14 protein-coding genes are annotated in these 15,582 nt (G+C 35.0%); 5 read left to right on the forward strand and 9 right to left on the reverse strand.

The window, feature by feature from the left end; all coding sequences use genetic code 11:
• Nucleotide 1: 1 nt before the first annotated feature.
• From JIN86_RS17150 to JIN86_RS17160, 3 genes are all read left to right on the forward strand, one after another.
• Nucleotides 2-769 (forward strand): nucleotidyltransferase domain-containing protein, encoded by a 768-nt coding sequence (locus JIN86_RS17150; RefSeq protein ID WP_202342454.1) that lies wholly within the window; start codon nt 2-4, stop codon nt 767-769.
• Nucleotides 770-1,158: 389 nt separating this feature from the next.
• Entirely contained in the window at nt 1,159-2,640 is a 1,482-nt protein-coding gene (locus tag JIN86_RS17155; RefSeq protein ID WP_202342455.1) for a malate:quinone oxidoreductase, read from the forward strand.
• A 248-nt stretch (nt 2,641-2,888) separates the two neighbouring features.
• Complete coding sequence (locus JIN86_RS17160; RefSeq protein WP_202342456.1) at nt 2,889-3,968, forward strand: ankyrin repeat domain-containing protein; 1,080 nt, start codon at nt 2,889-2,891, stop codon at nt 3,966-3,968.
• A gap of 377 nt (nt 3,969-4,345) precedes the next feature.
• Here the strand turns inward: JIN86_RS17160 and JIN86_RS17165 are convergent, their stop codons facing one another.
• The 7 genes from JIN86_RS17165 to JIN86_RS17195 all read right to left on the reverse strand — a co-directional run bounded on the left by JIN86_RS17165 (nt 4,346) and on the right by JIN86_RS17195 (nt 9,451).
• On the reverse strand, nt 4,346-5,005 hold the full coding sequence (locus JIN86_RS17165) for a hypothetical protein (protein ID WP_202342457.1): 660 nt from the start codon (nt 5,003-5,005) through the stop codon (nt 4,346-4,348).
• A gap of 144 nt (nt 5,006-5,149) precedes the next feature.
• The gene (locus JIN86_RS17170; RefSeq protein ID WP_004233459.1) at nt 5,150-5,557 is read right to left on the reverse strand and encodes a MarR family transcriptional regulator; all 408 of its coding nucleotides are present in this window, start codon (nt 5,555-5,557) and stop codon (nt 5,150-5,152) included.
• 87 nt (nt 5,558-5,644) lie between these two features.
• Nucleotides 5,645-6,676: an alpha/beta fold hydrolase gene (locus tag JIN86_RS17175; RefSeq protein ID WP_202342458.1), complete on the reverse strand. Its 1,032-nt coding sequence runs from the start codon at nt 6,674-6,676 to the stop codon at nt 5,645-5,647.
• Nucleotides 6,677-6,688: 12 nt separating this feature from the next.
• Complete coding sequence (locus tag JIN86_RS17180; protein ID WP_237497330.1) at nt 6,689-7,306, reverse strand: hypothetical protein; 618 nt, start codon at nt 7,304-7,306, stop codon at nt 6,689-6,691.
• A gap of 41 nt (nt 7,307-7,347) precedes the next feature.
• Nucleotides 7,348-7,755, reverse strand: a complete 408-nt coding sequence (locus JIN86_RS17185; protein WP_202342460.1) for a permease prefix domain 1-containing protein — start codon at nt 7,753-7,755, stop codon at nt 7,348-7,350.
• Nucleotides 7,752-8,081 (reverse strand): PadR family transcriptional regulator, encoded by a 330-nt coding sequence (locus JIN86_RS17190; protein WP_202342461.1) that lies wholly within the window; start codon nt 8,079-8,081, stop codon nt 7,752-7,754. Before JIN86_RS17190 ends, JIN86_RS17185 begins: the two co-directional genes overlap by 4 nt.
• 179 nt (nt 8,082-8,260) lie before the next feature.
• Complete coding sequence (locus tag JIN86_RS17195; RefSeq protein ID WP_004233470.1) at nt 8,261-9,451, reverse strand: M14 family metallopeptidase; 1,191 nt, start codon at nt 9,449-9,451, stop codon at nt 8,261-8,263.
• 184 nt (nt 9,452-9,635) lie between these two features.
• Between JIN86_RS17195 and JIN86_RS17200 the strand changes: the two genes are divergently transcribed.
• Together JIN86_RS17200 and JIN86_RS17205 are read left to right on the forward strand one after the other, a co-directional pair.
• Nucleotides 9,636-12,425 carry an ATP-binding protein gene (locus JIN86_RS17200; RefSeq protein ID WP_202342462.1) on the forward strand — a complete coding sequence of 930 codons (2,790 nt, stop codon included), beginning with the start codon at nt 9,636-9,638 and terminating at the stop codon, nt 12,423-12,425.
• Nucleotides 12,382-13,236, forward strand: coding sequence for a CheR family methyltransferase (locus tag JIN86_RS17205; protein ID WP_004233474.1), 855 nt, complete (start codon nt 12,382-12,384; stop codon nt 13,234-13,236). Before JIN86_RS17200 ends, JIN86_RS17205 begins: the two co-directional genes overlap by 44 nt.
• A 39-nt stretch (nt 13,237-13,275) precedes the next feature.
• On the opposite strand, the gene JIN86_RS17210 is transcribed toward JIN86_RS17205, so the two are convergent.
• Together JIN86_RS17210 and JIN86_RS17215 are read right to left on the reverse strand one after the other, a co-directional pair.
• Complete coding sequence (locus JIN86_RS17210) at nt 13,276-14,424, reverse strand: SpoIIE family protein phosphatase (protein WP_004233477.1); 1,149 nt, start codon at nt 14,422-14,424, stop codon at nt 13,276-13,278.
• Between the two features lie 150 nt (nt 14,425-14,574).
• Complete coding sequence (locus tag JIN86_RS17215) at nt 14,575-15,582, reverse strand: hypothetical protein (protein ID WP_004233480.1); 1,008 nt, start codon at nt 15,580-15,582, stop codon at nt 14,575-14,577.

A 15,582-nucleotide genomic window follows, 5' to 3' on the forward strand; every position in this document is an offset into this window, starting at 1 on the left:
AATGGCAAAATGGAAAATAGCCTTAGAAACGTTCCTGAAAGAATGGCAAGATAAAGAGGAAGTTATAGGAGCGCTCGTATGTGGGAGCTATATTACTGGAAATCCCTCTAAGCGCTCTGATATCGATGTTCATATTATTTTGGCGGATTATGTGGGGTGGAGGGAAAGAGGGAATCGTGTTATTGATGGTTTTTTAATTGAATACTTTGCGAATCCACCAAGTCAAATTCGTGGGTATTTCCAAGATGATTTTAAAAAAAGAAGAACCATGTCGATGGTCCAATTTAAAACAGGGAGAATTTTATTTGATTATACTGGAATAATAAATGATTTAAAATTTGAAGCAGAAGAATGGCTCAAAGAAAAATATAAAACAATGAATAAAACGGTCTTAGAAATAAAAAAATATGAACTATGGGATGCACTAGATAATTTAAAGGATTGTTATGAGCAAGATAAAATGAACTTTTCCTTTACCTACCATAACTCATTAGCCAATTTATTTTTGTTGTACTGTCAGTATTTAAATCTAGAAACGATACCCTTTTATCAAATCTATGCCTATCTTGAAGATCCAATTTACCTGCAAAAATATAGTAAGTCAGCATTTCCAGATGAGGACTTTAGAGAAATTTTTATGAGAGCAATGCATGAGGACAATGTTGAAAAGATGATGGCGTTATATGAAGCAGTAGTGGAGTATGTGTTCAGACAAATGGGCGGTTTTCATATAGATGGCTGGCATATAAAAAGCCCAATCGAAAGTTAATCTTTGGGTAAAGGAAAGTTAGTTCAGATACAAGACGAACTCCATATTTATATGTTATTATACAGATATAATAATAAAAAGAACCTATTTTTTATGAAAATGTCAACCATTTTTAGGCCGATTATTCCAATAAGCTTAAATAATTCAATTTTTATCTAGAACAAAAAGTGATTTTTTTGCTTGAATTATGATCGGAAAGTCTCGAAAAAAGCTGATAACTCTCATATAAATAGTTGATATTTTATTCTTGAACTAATTGTGATAAACTGCAATAAGGTAATAATTGATACAGAAATGGTGTGCTCCGAGGTTGCTCCATGGCTACAGTACTTCTAAAGTGGGAGTGCTTACATCCTTTCTGCAAATCTTAACATATAAGGAAGGTAAAAATGAGTAACAGACAAATTAAATCAGATGTTATCTTAATTGGTGCCGGAATCATGAGTGCAACTTTGGGAACATTACTCAAAGAATTAGCACCAGATTGGAAAATTACATTGTTTGAAAAGCTTGAAAAAGCAGGCGAGGAAAGTTCTCACGAATTAAACAATGCGGGAACTGGACATGCTGCATTATGTGAGCTGAACTACACATCAGAGAAAAAAGACGGATCAATCGATATCAAAAAAGCGATTAATGTTAATGAACAGTTCCATGTTTCAAGACAGTTTTGGTCGTATCTTGTAAACAATAAGCTGATCAATAATCCACAAGACTTCATTATGCCTTTACCACATATGAGTTTAGTACAAGGGAAAGAAAATGTTGAGTTTCTAAAGAAACGTCATGAAACGATGACAAAAAATCCTTTATTTGAAGGAATGGAATTTTCTAATGACCCTGAAACACTAAAAAAATGGATTCCACTTATTATGGAAAATCGTCCTGCTGGTGAAGACATTGCTGCAACGAAAATTGACACTGGTACAGATGTTAACTTTGGTGCTTTAACACGTATGTTAATTGATCACTTAAGAGCAAAAGATGTAGATGTTAACTATAATCATAGTGTTGAAAGTTTGAAACAAGCTAGTGATGGTACATGGGAAGTACGTGTGCACGATTTAGACGGCTGTAAAATGGAATATCATTCAGCAAAATTTGTCTTCCTTGGAGCTGGTGGAGGAAGCCTAGAATTACTACAAAAATCAGGTATTCCTGAAGGGAAACATATTGGTGGATTCCCAATTAGCGGTCTATTCTTAGCATGTAATAATCCAGAAATAGCTGAACAACATCATGCAAAAGTATACGGAAAAGCAAAAGTTGGTGCTCCACCAATGTCGGTTCCGCATCTTGACACACGTTATATTGATAACAAGAAATCATTACTATTTGGACCATTCGCAGGTTTCTCTCCTAAGTTCTTAAAAACAGGTTCAAATATGGATTTATTTGCTTCTGTAAAACCGCATAATATCACAACTTTATTAGCTGCGGGCGTGAAAGAGATGGGCTTAACAAAGTATTTAATCCAACAGCTTATGCTTTCAAAAGAACAACGTATGGAAGAGTTACGTGAGTTCATTCCAAATGCAAAAAGTGATGATTGGGATATTATCGTAGCTGGACAACGTGTACAAGTAATTAAAGATACAGAAGCTGGCGGTAAAGGAACACTTCAATTCGGTACAGAAGTTGTAAGTGCTTCTGATGGCTCGATTGCAGCTTTACTAGGAGCTTCACCAGGTGCATCTACGGCTGTACATGTTATGCTTGAGGTTCTTAATAAATGTTTCCCTCAACATATCAAGGAGTGGGAACCAAAAATTAAAGAAATGATTCCATCTTATGGTCTATCATTAGCAGAAAACCCTGAGCTTCTAAAAGAAATAAATGCAACAACAGATAAAGCACTTGGCTTAAAATAAAAGTAAGTCATGGTAAGCGTTTAAGAAATAGCTCTCAATCTATTCTGATTGAGAGCTATTTTTAATTTAAAATAAATTCTTTCCTGGGAAATTTCGAATCCAATTGCCATCTTTTTAATAAAGGAACCATCAAATTTGCTATAAATCTTGCCCTGTGTTTTATGACACTATAGCTCTATGTCCCATTGTGATATAGATGGTAGTTTTCTATACTTTGTATATACATTAAGAAGGGAGCCAATCTATAGATGATTAAGCTACAAGATATTGGAACATTTCCAGAACCACCGGACCTTGCAATGTATATCTATACTGGCAATATTACGGCTTTGCAAGTTGCGAGGGATAAGGGCTGGAATATTGAAGAAGAGATATGTTTAAGTCAGCATACATCATTAAGCCCATTGGACTTAGCATTGATTGCACAAAGATTGGATGTAGTAAAATTATTAGTTGAATATGGGGTTAATTTAAATGTGGAAAAAAATCCTTCTTTTTTAAGAGCTGTTCGATATTGTAAAGAAAATATAGTACGTTACCTTGTTGAACAAGGAGCAAAATTAGATGGCTATAATCAAGTTGGATCTGGAGCCTATTCTCAGGCCTACTACGGCAATAAAAGAAATATCCCACTTATTCATGAACTTGGACTTGATATAAAGCAGCATGGGGGTCCTGTATTGCGTCAGGCTGTGTCGAATTTTGATAAGAAAACAGTCACTTATTTACTTGAACAAGGAGTAGATATTAATTATCAAAAGCCTGATATGGTCTATCCCTATGAAGCAACTCCATTAACAGTAGCAACACGTATGGGTAATATAGCTATGGTGAAATACTTGATTGAACGAGGTGCAAACGTCACTTTAGCGGAGAAAGATGGGGAGAGAGCTTATACAATTGCTGTACGTATGAAAAATATGGAACTAGCAAATTACTTAAAAGCTCTAGAACCAATAGAACTCCATACTATTGAAAACAAAAAAGAGACATTGAAAAAATACAAGTTACCAGATGAATTGATGAATTTCCTGACAGGAGATCGACTGCATCTTGAGCTTGCACCAAATGATTATGACATTCACTTTATCGATTTTTTCAAACTAACTGATACGATTGAGATGAAACTAGGTCATAGAAAGCTCCTCCTTCTTTCCGCAAATATCGACAATTACTCTGATTTGCAAATAGTCTGGAACCCAAAAGGAGAGGGCCAAATAGGGTGCTATGATGTGGAGCATGAGGAGTATGCTAATTTATGTAGTTTTAAAGAATTTATTGGTAGACCTGAAATATACCTTATCCGTTTTCTTGAAGGAGAGCTTTAGCAATGCTTAAAACTGCTGATAAAATTGTGAATCAACTTATTTAAAGTCGTTGAGAGTAAGCATATTCGATCTAAAAAATATGCTTACTTTTTTATTGTTTTATATTCGAAGGTTTGACAAACAAAAAACAATACAACGTTTAATATATGTGGCACAAAAGAACAATAGAAGAGCTATTAACAGGGCGAAGGGGATGCTGAACATAACAGGAAGTTCTAAGTCATACCAAAGGCCCATTTTAATTTGATCGACTCCGAATGTTCGTAAAAAACCAGCGAGTATGGATAAGCCAGCGCTTAAAAGTAATCCAACGTAAAGTACAGATAATACCACTAAAGCTAAGGAGCAAAAAAAAGTCTTTAGCATTTTTAGAAGTATCATTCTTTTTTCCTCCGTATAATGTGGTGCACCTTTGAACTCGAAGCTATCGAATAATCATCCGTATAGTAAAGTGTCCCGATCACACTATTTTCCCCAACATGGACGACTTCCCCTTCCACAAACTCTGCATTTGTATTAGATAATTGTAGGTGTTTTCCACTAACTGTGTGACAACGTAATATTTTCTTAAATAACGGAAGAAGGGTAATCCTATCCTTTTCTATTATCACATTTTCAGCCCTTAACCTGTTAATTTCGCTTTCTCCCGATAACTTTAAATGAAAGTGATTTGCGATTATTTCCACAGCCTTGACTATTCCAACGGCATCAAATTGCTCGCTCTGTAATTTCTCTTCAACCATTAGCTTTCCAGAACTATTGATTTTTTTGATAAAACCATTACGTATTTTAATATTCCCGGCATTTGTAAGTTCTCCGATTTGGCAATAATCCTTTAGCTTACACGAGCCAGAGCTATTAAATATCTGCGCTGTAACTGGATAATAGAAGGAGCTATGACCATGAGTGGACACTTTTATTAAGTGTACTTCTTGATGTAAAGATACGGCTCCTCGAATGTTTAATTGTTCATAATCAGCATTCAAATGTTTAATTGTGCCGTTCGTTTGTGTAAGGGTACGGAGTTTTTGAAACATAAAGTCACCTCATTATAATTTAATTAATATATATTTTAATAATTAAAATATATATTAATTAAATTATATGCTACTCCCATTTGTCAAGAACAAAAGCATTGCTTAAATTAAACAATAAAAAAAGGATTTCAATTTGTTGAAATCCTAAAAAATTTTATTCATTAATAGGTTTACTTCGCGTAAGATGTTGGCCATGTCTATGAGTTTATCCTGAGAAAACTTTAAAAAGATTTCTTGAACCTTCATGTCACCGATATTGGTTAAAGCCATTTTGACTACACGTCGATCATTATTTTCTCTAATTCTTTGTATGAGTTCGAGTTTTTCCAGTTTATCGCACATGGAAGTTACAGCTCCGGGTGTTACACTAAAGAATTCAGCAATTTCTGTTGCCTTCATCCCATTATTTATTTTTAGCTGTAGGAGTAATATTAATTGGTTTTGTGATAACGCTTCTCCTTCAGATAAAAGATCTACAAACATTTTCGACTTCTGCTGTATTTCCAGCATTTCTTTCATAATAATTTCTACATTGTTTAGATTTTCTGGCATATAATCACGTCCGTTAAAATATTTAATAATTAAATTATATAGCAATTAAATAAATAGTACCAAGTGTAGAATTATTTTAAGAAATATTTATTTTTTAAAAGTCGTACCCATCCATTCGAAAAATCTCTCTTTTTCTTCAAACTGGGGGTAGTGAGCAGATTGTTCATATGCTATGAATTCTTTTTTCTTCGCGATAATTTGGTCGAAGTACTTTTTAGCGCTATTCGATGATGTTTGATAATCATAATCTCCCATTACAAAATAGAAGGGAAGAGTCAATGAATTGACTTTCGCAGGAAGTGGGGACTGTAAGACTTCGTTTACTAAAACTTCTTGGGATAGGGATATCCCCTTGCTATAGCGAATAATATCTAACAAATTATATTCGGTACTAAAAAGCATCCCTAACATATTTCCATCAGGGTTAGCAATGAGTCTTGTAGCGCCACCGTATTTGCTCACTAAATGACGAGGCGTAAATGCTTTACCACTACTAATTTCCTCCATTAACCTTTGTAAATGTGCAACATCCTCTGTGTTACTCTTAAGTTGAGCCTGTTTGATCGTAAAGTATAAACTGTCCATCTCACTTTCAACGGTATTACTCATTTGACCAATCCCTACATAGGCCTCATATTTATCAGGAGCTTTAGCAGCTGCTTGTGTGGCAATATAGGTACCGTAGGAATGACCAATTAAGATAATTTTTTCTTTATCTAGATCATTAGCAATATAGTCAGTCAGTGCTAGTAAATCCTCCACAAGCAAATCAGATGAAAGATTGGAGTAGTCCTCAAAAAAATGATAAGACTTCCCACTAGCCCTTTGATCATAATTTACCACTGTAAATTCAGTTTCCAATAAATCTTGATATTTTTTAGCGTAGGGTATTTCAGAGCAACCTGGTCCGCCATGGACAAAGAGGATTACAGGATTATTTTTGTTATGGCCCCGTATCATGATTTCATGGTCACTGCCGTTAATTTCTACCTGTTTTAGCGTACTGATGCTGTTCATGTCTTTTATAGATGATGTCCATGTTGGAAATACAATTCCTAATAATAGTAAGGAGGTCATAATCAAGACAAGATATTTAATGAACTTTTTAATCCTTTTCATACAATACCTTCTTTACATGCGTTTCACAAAGCTAGCATGAAACATTTTTCTTTTATATACATAAAAATACATACTCAGAGGCCACCACAGGGTAACAAAAATAGGGTAAATCGCCCATATAACGCTTGGTGAAGAAACAACATTTACTGTAATGAAAAAGATACTTATTAGTATCGTAGCTGTAACGGAGAATGCTACAAAGGTTTTTCGTTGCGCATGATATAAAGCTAGAGGCCACCAAATCACTAAAAAAGCAGGATAAATTGCCCAAGGGTAGTGTGGAGATACAATCATATTCAATATAGTGTAATAGATGATGGTAGAAGCACATCCAATTAGAGCTGTTTTCAACGTTTTTGCCTTTTCATCTAAGTACATGAGGATTGGCCACCAGATAATTGGATAAATCGCATAGACAAACCATAAATGATCTGGTGCGTAAATATAATTTTCAACTATTAAAAATGTAATAATGAAGGCACTACAAACAATTGAGTATTGTTTATACAATTTTTTAGCCATAAAGAATAACGTAATGGGCCAAAGTAGTAGCAATAAGCATGGATATACAAACCACATTGTTTGAGGAGATGTCGTATAATTAACAATCCCTAAAAAAATCATTGTCATCAAGCTTCCCACTATAGAAAAATTTATAAAGTTCCTCATGTTTATTCACCCCATTTCTTACGAGACCACACGAAGTACATCGATAAAGGCCACCAAAGAATGGCGAAAATCGGATAGATTGCCCAAATAATATGTGGTGTGTAATAAAGATTAATAAAAATAAAAAATGCAATAATTAAGCCACTACCCCAAATTGAAAATTCTAAGTTTAATTTAGCCATGTTTTTCTTTGCTGGCTCTTTAACACCTAACTCTTGCTTTAAGTCTTCGATATCTCCAAATTCTACAATGGCTTTATTAATGGCATCCTCTTGTTCTTTACCCTGGTCCATCAAATAAAATACTTTTTCTTCAAGATTTTCAATGATTTCTTGTTTAACCATTTCCGTTTCGTTATTTCGAGGAATGTCTTTAAAAAGCTCATCAATATGGTTTTTTATTCTTTTCATTCTAATCCCTCCATAAATAAATCGATTATTTCCTTTACTTCCAACCATTCTTTCACTAGCTCATTTAAATAGGCCTTACCTAATGATGTAATACGGTAATACTTTCGTTTGCCTCCATGCGAGACATCTCCATAATAGGCTTCAATAATTTCCTTTTTTTCGAGACGTTGAAAAACTGCATACAAAGTTGCTTCCTTGATTTGAAACCGATTGTTTGTACGGAGACTTATTTCCTGAGAAATTTCGTAGCCATATCGGTCTTTTTCTGAAATTAACCGTAAAATAATCGAATCCAAATGTCCTCGGATAATATCACTGCGAACCATAAGTCACCTACTTTTTTTATTGCTCTATCTGACAGAGTAATAGTAGCAAACATTACTCTGTCTGTCAAAGTAATTTATTCCCCTTTTTTTACAATGATGATGAGATTTACAATAAAAAAACCATTCGCTGAAAAGCCCAAAAGGACTATTTCATAGCGAATGGAGTTCGAGTACTCTTTTTACATATACAATGCAGCAAGGAAAATCCCTAAAGACTCCTCGTAAATGTCATCGAACTGACTGATTGGTAAAGGATTTGTACCACTTCCTAATTCAACAGTGAAGCCTGGTCTACGCCAATCTTGAATAAACCAATCCTTATAACCAGCATAGCTTCCAGCAGATTGAACGGGCTCATAGCCACTTACTCTACTAAATTCATTTACAAGCACCTCTGATTCGGGGGGCTCTAGATTTTCAAAGCCCCAATATATAACACGTCCCTGTGTATGAAAGGCTAATACTCTTGAAAAATCACCTTGCTTGGTCAAATCAGCCATTGCAATGGCTTCAGGTTCAGATAGTGGTCTTTCACCACCATAATCTCTTGGCCCTGGTGTTTTTGGATTACGGGCACTTTCAAGCTCCCATTTGGCAGGGAATTGGTCATTCAAATCAATTCCATGAATATTTGCTTTCCAGCCAGAAAAATCAGCGTTATCATTATTCCATGCAATTAGTTGATTTCTTAATGCTTCATCATTTGGAGGGCCCTGTATTACTAAATCTACGCCATCAGGATTTACCATAGGAACGATAGAAAGGAATGTTTGCTGATAAAGAGAAGATGGAGAAATTCCACGAATACTACTATGATTAGTGAGGGCGAGCAAATAGTCATTCAAAAATGTTAGAATAATAGGTGTAGTAATCCATTCGTTTGCATGGAAGGAGCCATTATAGTGTACACGTTTTGCACCATGGCCAATTGTCAGCTCAGGTAGCTCTTTCCCTAAAACGGAGCTGCCAATGTTTGAGCGATGAAGAAAAGGATATGCGTCAAGGAGCTTTCTGAGATCGTTCATCATATGGGTATACGTGTAATTTTGCTTACCATCAACTAAACGCCATGTGATACGTTGGGGTATGCGAATCATTTGACCGATTTGTAAGCGATTTGGATTGAGATCAGGATTAACAAGCAATAGGGCGACTAGGGGAAGATTTCGGCTTTGGGCAATCTGCCAAAAAGAATCTCCTTGTTTAATTTGATAGTTGTTGGTCACAAAACCAGGAATACGAACCCGTTGTCCAACTCTTAAAAATTGAGGATTTATGTCTTTATTGGAATCTAAAATGAGTTGAAGAGGAATTTTAAATACCTCACTGAAATGCCAAAGTGAATCTCCTGGCCTTACGATAATATCCACATGTTTTCTCTCCTTAATTAGAAATGGTTCAATATAAAATGTATATGAAAAATGCATAGACTTATTAATACAAAATCAGCAAAATTTCTTTATTAAGAATCTAAAATAGGAGAAAATGAGTTATTTTTACATGTATACTAATAATCATAATAAAGTAAAAGAAAGGTAAGGGTAGGAAAACCAAATGTTAAATAGATTAAAAATGGGTATACGCTCAAAGATTACATTAGGTTATATCGTAATCATTCTTTGCTTACTTGCCACGGTTGTCATATTAAATAATCAAATTACATCTTTGCAGAAGGAAAGAAATTTTATTATTAAGTACGATTCCAATGTTCTAACTTTAACGAATGAAATTGAAAAATATATATTGGATATGGAATCAAGTCAGCGTGCTTTCATCATTACGGGTAGGCAAAGTTATCTGGAACCCTATGATAATGCAGCTGAAAATTGGAAAATAGATTTTAATGAACTCTATCAACAAATGAAAGATAAACCAACTCAGCAGGACAAACTTAAAGAGATAGAGGAAACAATTGAACATTGGATTGCAACGTCAGGCGAACCAACTATTCAATATAAAAAGGATAATAATGTAGAAGCATTAAATGATTTTTTTAAAGTGGATAATGGTCGTCAGGATATGGAAAAAATGCGCAAATTATTCGATTCATTCCGTGCCACTGAAAATGCTTATACACAGGCAAAGGCAAGTCAGTTAGACAAGCAAAATAGTAAATTAACTAGTGCTTTATTTGGGATCTTAATTTTAGTTTCTACAATAGCTATTGTCATCGCTAGTGGCATCTCCCGTTCAATTGTAAAAACGATTACGGAAGTAACACAAACCATTCAAGAAATAGCAGCTACAAAAGGTGATTTCACAAGAAGAATCCATGTGAATACAAATGATGAAGTGAATGAACTTGCTAATGCAACGAATACACTTTTAGAGTCAGTCGAAAAGAGAGAATGGCTACAAAGCAATGTAGCTGAAATCGTGACAAATTATCAAGGTATTTCAGCAATTACAAAATTAGCGGAGACCTTCCTATCAGAAGTAGCACAGAAAACCAAAGCATCTCTTGGAGCATTTTATGTTCGGGAAGTAACAGAGAACCAAGTACAGTTTGTGAAAAAGGCTGCTTTTGCTGACATGGATGATTGTGTTGGTATGGAGAGTTTCAAAATAGGACAAGGGTTAATCGGTCAATGTGCATTAGAAAAGAGAGTACTATTCTATGATAATATTCCGAGAGACTATCGTTTAATCAAAACTGGATTAGGTGAAATTAGACCACAAAATATTTTATTGATTCCTGTCATTTTTGAAAATGAAGTTATAGCGGTTGTTGAAATAGCAACAATGGCTAAATTCAGTAAGTTACAGCAAGAATTAGTGAGACAGGTTACTGAAACCTTTGGACTAACAGTTAATAGTGTTTTAGGGCGTATGGAAATTGTACGTCTATTGAATGAATCTAGAGCAATGACAGAGGAATTACAGGTCCAATCAGAGGAGCTTCAAACACAATCAGAGGAATTGCAAATGCAGACAGAAGAGCTGACAATGATTAATGAACAGCTTGAAGAACGCACGAAAGAGGCAGAGTCTAAATCAAGAGAGCTAGAGAAGGCGAAGAAGGAATTAGAAGAAAGTGCAGAGCAGCTTATCCTTAACTCTAATTACAAATCCGAATTTTTAGCCAATATGTCACATGAATTAAGAACACCTTTAAACAGCATATTAATATTATCGGAAATGCTAGCAGAAAATAGCCAACACAACCTAACAGACGAGGAAGCAGAGTTTGCTAAAGTTATTCATTCTTCAGGAGAGGACTTGCTTGCTCTAATCAATGACATATTAGATTTATCTAAAGTTGAGGCAGGGAAGCTTGATATTATTTTTAATGAGGTGAATATGAGCGAAGTACCTGTGCAAATAGAACACACCTTTGCACCAGTTGCAATGAAGAAAAACTTAGCATTCCATATATCTAAGGCTGATCATGTAGTGGATGTATTCTATACGGATGAAAAGCGATTCCAGCAAATCTTAAAGAATTTATTATCGAATGCCTTTAAATTTACTGAGCAGGGATCTGTCACATTAGACATTAACCAGCTTACACCACAACAACTAACCAACAATATGCAGGATATAAGCAAGGATTGGTTAGAAATTACTGTTTCAGATACAGGAATAGGTATTCCAAAAGACAAACATCAGCTGATTTTTGAATCATTCCAGCAAGCAGATGGAGCTACGGTCCGAAAATATGGTGGAACGGGTCTGGGTCTTTCTATTTGTAAGGAGTTTGCCAAATTACTTGGTGGCTGGATTACATTACAAAGTACTGAAGGACAAGGGAGTAGCTTTACGTTAACGATTCCGAGTCTACCAAATGGAATTGAAGAGGAGCATTGCCAAAAGCTTGCCATGAACGAAGTGGCTGTGACGACGGTGGAAGAGGAACAAATCAAAGAGCAGCCAGTAGCAACGGAAGAAGCCCTTCAACATGAGGTTGAGGTGTTTCAAGGGAAAAATATTTTAATAGTTGATGATGATAACCGTAATATTTATGCGTTGAAAACGGCATTAGAAAAAAGAGGCATGCACATTCTAGTTGCCAAAGACGGGCTAGAATGTTTAGAGGTCTTGCAGGCTAATCCAGATATCGATCTTGTTCTGATGGATATAATGATGCCTAATATGGATGGCTATGAAGCAATGACTATTATTCGTCAGCAAATGAAACGTATCGATTTGCCAATCATTGCATTGACTGCTAAAGCGATGAAAAATGACCGTGATAAATCATTGCAGGCAGGTGCATCTGATTATATTAGTAAGCCATTAAATTTAGATCAATTAATATCAGTTTTAAGAGTATGGTTAGTTTCTAAGGGGAGTAATAAACATGGAACAATTTCAGCCTTTGGAGCAAAATATACAATTAAATAAGCATACAAATTTAGAAATTGATTTGTTACTAGAGGCTATTTATCGTTTATCGGGTTTTGATTTTCGGCAATATAATCGTTCATCCATTTCACGCAGAATCTACAATAGGATGGGGATAAATAACATCCCAACGATTTCACGTGTACAAGAAAAGGTCATTCATGATAAAGAATTTTTAGAGCAGATATTAAATGATTTTTCCATAAATGTAACGGAGATGTTCCGCAACCCTAGCTTTTTTAAGGCCTTTCGTGAAACGGTCATCCCTGTTTTACGAGAATATCCAGAAATCCGTATTTGGCATGCAGGGTGTGCAACAGGTGAAGAAGTATATTCTATGGCTATCTTGCTACAGGAAGAGGGGCTAATAGAGAGATCTATCATTTATGCAACAGATATGAATGAGCAAGTATTAGAAAAAGCAAAGAAGGGAGCCTTTCCAATTCATAAAATGCAGGCATATACAAAAAACTATATGCTTGCTGGAGGTGCTCATGCTTTTTCAGAATACTATCAAACAGATTATCAATATGCATACTTTCACCCAACATTATTGAAAAATATTATTTTTGCTCAACATAATTTAGTAACAGATCATTCATTTAATGAATTTCATGTTGTTCTGTGTAGAAATGTGCTTATTTATTTTTCACCTAAGCTGCAGAGCCAGGTACATCAATTATTTTATGAAAGTCTAAGTGACAAAGGTTTTTTATGCTTAGGGGATAAAGAAACATTGCGATTTGAAGAGGTTATTTCAAAGTATAAGGAGATTTCTGGAAGCGAAAGAATTTATCAAAAAATGTTTTAGTGAGTAAGAGGCTATCTTTAACCGATAGCCTCTTTTTTTTTATAGAGTATTAGAGCTAGCTTGAATCATTAAAACACACATGTCATCAGGCTGATTCTCTTGTTTATCCTTAGGCAAAAGGTTATCGATTAGGCATTGCGAATAATCCCATTTGGAGGATGTTAGCGTTTGCAAATGCTTTTCTGATTCTAATTCACAGGGACCCATTGCCTCTAATACACCGTCTGTAAATAACACGATTTGAATATCATGCTCATATTGAATAGATTGCTTTTTCACTTTTATTTCATCGAAGAAACCGACTGCACAGCTACCCTGATCTAATGGAATACATGTTTTTTCATCGATTAGTGCATATCCAGGAGGATGGCCAGCATTTATGTACTCGACTGTTTTTTGCTCTGTATCAATGATTAAATAAATCGCTGTAAAATAATAAAGATTATTCTCTTTCCCATCTTGCAATAGCGTCATATAACGATTCAGTTCTTGGATGACAAGTTCAGGCTCCACCAATTGTTTAACCGCTTCTCTTAGAACAGAGGAGATGAACATACAAACCAACGCTGCAGATATACCATGACCCATCATATCCAATAATATTATGGCATAACGATGATCGTCTATTTTGTACCAATAATACATATCTCCTGCCAAATTAGAGGATGGTAAATAAGAAACTTCAATACGGATGTCCTTCTCATTTAACGGTGGACTAAGAAGACTCCGTTGTACATGGGTTGCTAAATCTAGCTCATATTGTATTTTCTTTTCATGCTGTGTGTGCCAGTCTAATTCTGCCTTTAAACGTAAGGCAACACGCATTCTGGCAAGCAGCTCTGTTTTATTAATTGGTTTAGTAATATAATCTACACCACCAATGTCTAGGGCTTCTGCCAGTTTGTTTTTATCCTCGAGTGCTGTAACAAAAATGATTTGAATATCTTTCAATCTCTCATTTTGCTTAATGCGTTTGCAGGCCTCAATACCATCTACTTCCGGCATCATAATATCTAACAAAATTAAATCTACTGAATTTCCTGTCGGATTGGGTGCATCTAATTGTAAATAATCAAATAGCTCATAAGCAGATGAAAGAGAAACACAGTTATCATAACCTGCATTTTTTAGTATTTTCTCAATGACAAATAAATTGACTTGATTGTCATCTACTAGAAGAATGGTCATAGTACTTTCCCCTTACTCTGATTGAATTGTGCAGATTATTTTCACATATATAAAATACTTTCAACTTTATCATTATACAAAACATCAGAGAATAAAGGTATTTTGGCGATTTTAATGTAAGGTTTACTAGGTATATGAAGTAGAAGGGCGTTATATTTTAGCTTTTTTAAATCCTTGGTAGATATCAAATGCATTTGCTAAAACAGCAATACTCATACTGACAAGTAGGATTTTATCAATAGTGAAGGCAACTTTAGCTGAGGTTGTTTCTGTAATAGCTGCAATATAAGGGATAGAGGCGCTGTGAATAAAATCTTGGTGTACCGCTATTAAAATAAACACAATCGTTCCTACACTTTGAAGTAGTGCATTCGTTATGGCGATAGGCATTGTCCACTGTCCTGCACGCCATTTTAATAAGGTTAAAGTTAGACTTAGGATAATACATAGTAAGACCATGGGAACAAACGCTTGTAAAATATTTTGATTAAAGATAGGCATAACAAATTTCAAGCTGCCGTTGTCATTCGTTGTATAAATACCTAAAAGACGATAGGCATTCCAGTAAACAAATGAAAAAATAAGTATTCCTAAAAGGCTAAAAATCGTATCACTTATAGGAATGATTTTATCTTTGGGAATCTTTTTAATTTGTATTAAATCATCAGGTGACCATGGCTTGGTATCTCTCAGAAAAGGGATCGAAAACTTTTCAGCCCCAGAACGGTCCTTAATGATAAAAATAACCGTAACCCAAAACAAAACGTGAAATAACACAGCAATAATTGCAGCAATAATCCCTCCAAATGCTGTAATAATGGTTACGAGAAGTGCTTCTTCTCCAGAATAGAGAACAATTTTCTCTATTATTTGTACAATGATCGTAATAAGAATTGCCCAAGGAATAATTAGCTTGATGGTTCTTGTATATTGTTCAAAATTCTCTGGACCAATTAAAAAGTGGGGAGTATCCCGATAGCTTGCTGCAACTTCTACTGGGCTTCCAAGCTTCCTGAGTACTCCCTTCACTTCGGATTCAGAATATTGCTCTGGCAGCATATCCTCAATAGTAGCCTTTAGTTCAACCTTGATTTTCTCACGTTTATTTTTATGTAGCCTTTTTATCACTTCGTGAATATATGAATCAATTAAAGTCAT

The sequence above is a fragment of the Lysinibacillus sp. HST-98 genome (assembly GCF_016757845.1).
GTDB classification, from domain to species: Bacteria; Bacillota; Bacilli; order Bacillales_A; family Planococcaceae; genus Lysinibacillus; species Lysinibacillus capsici.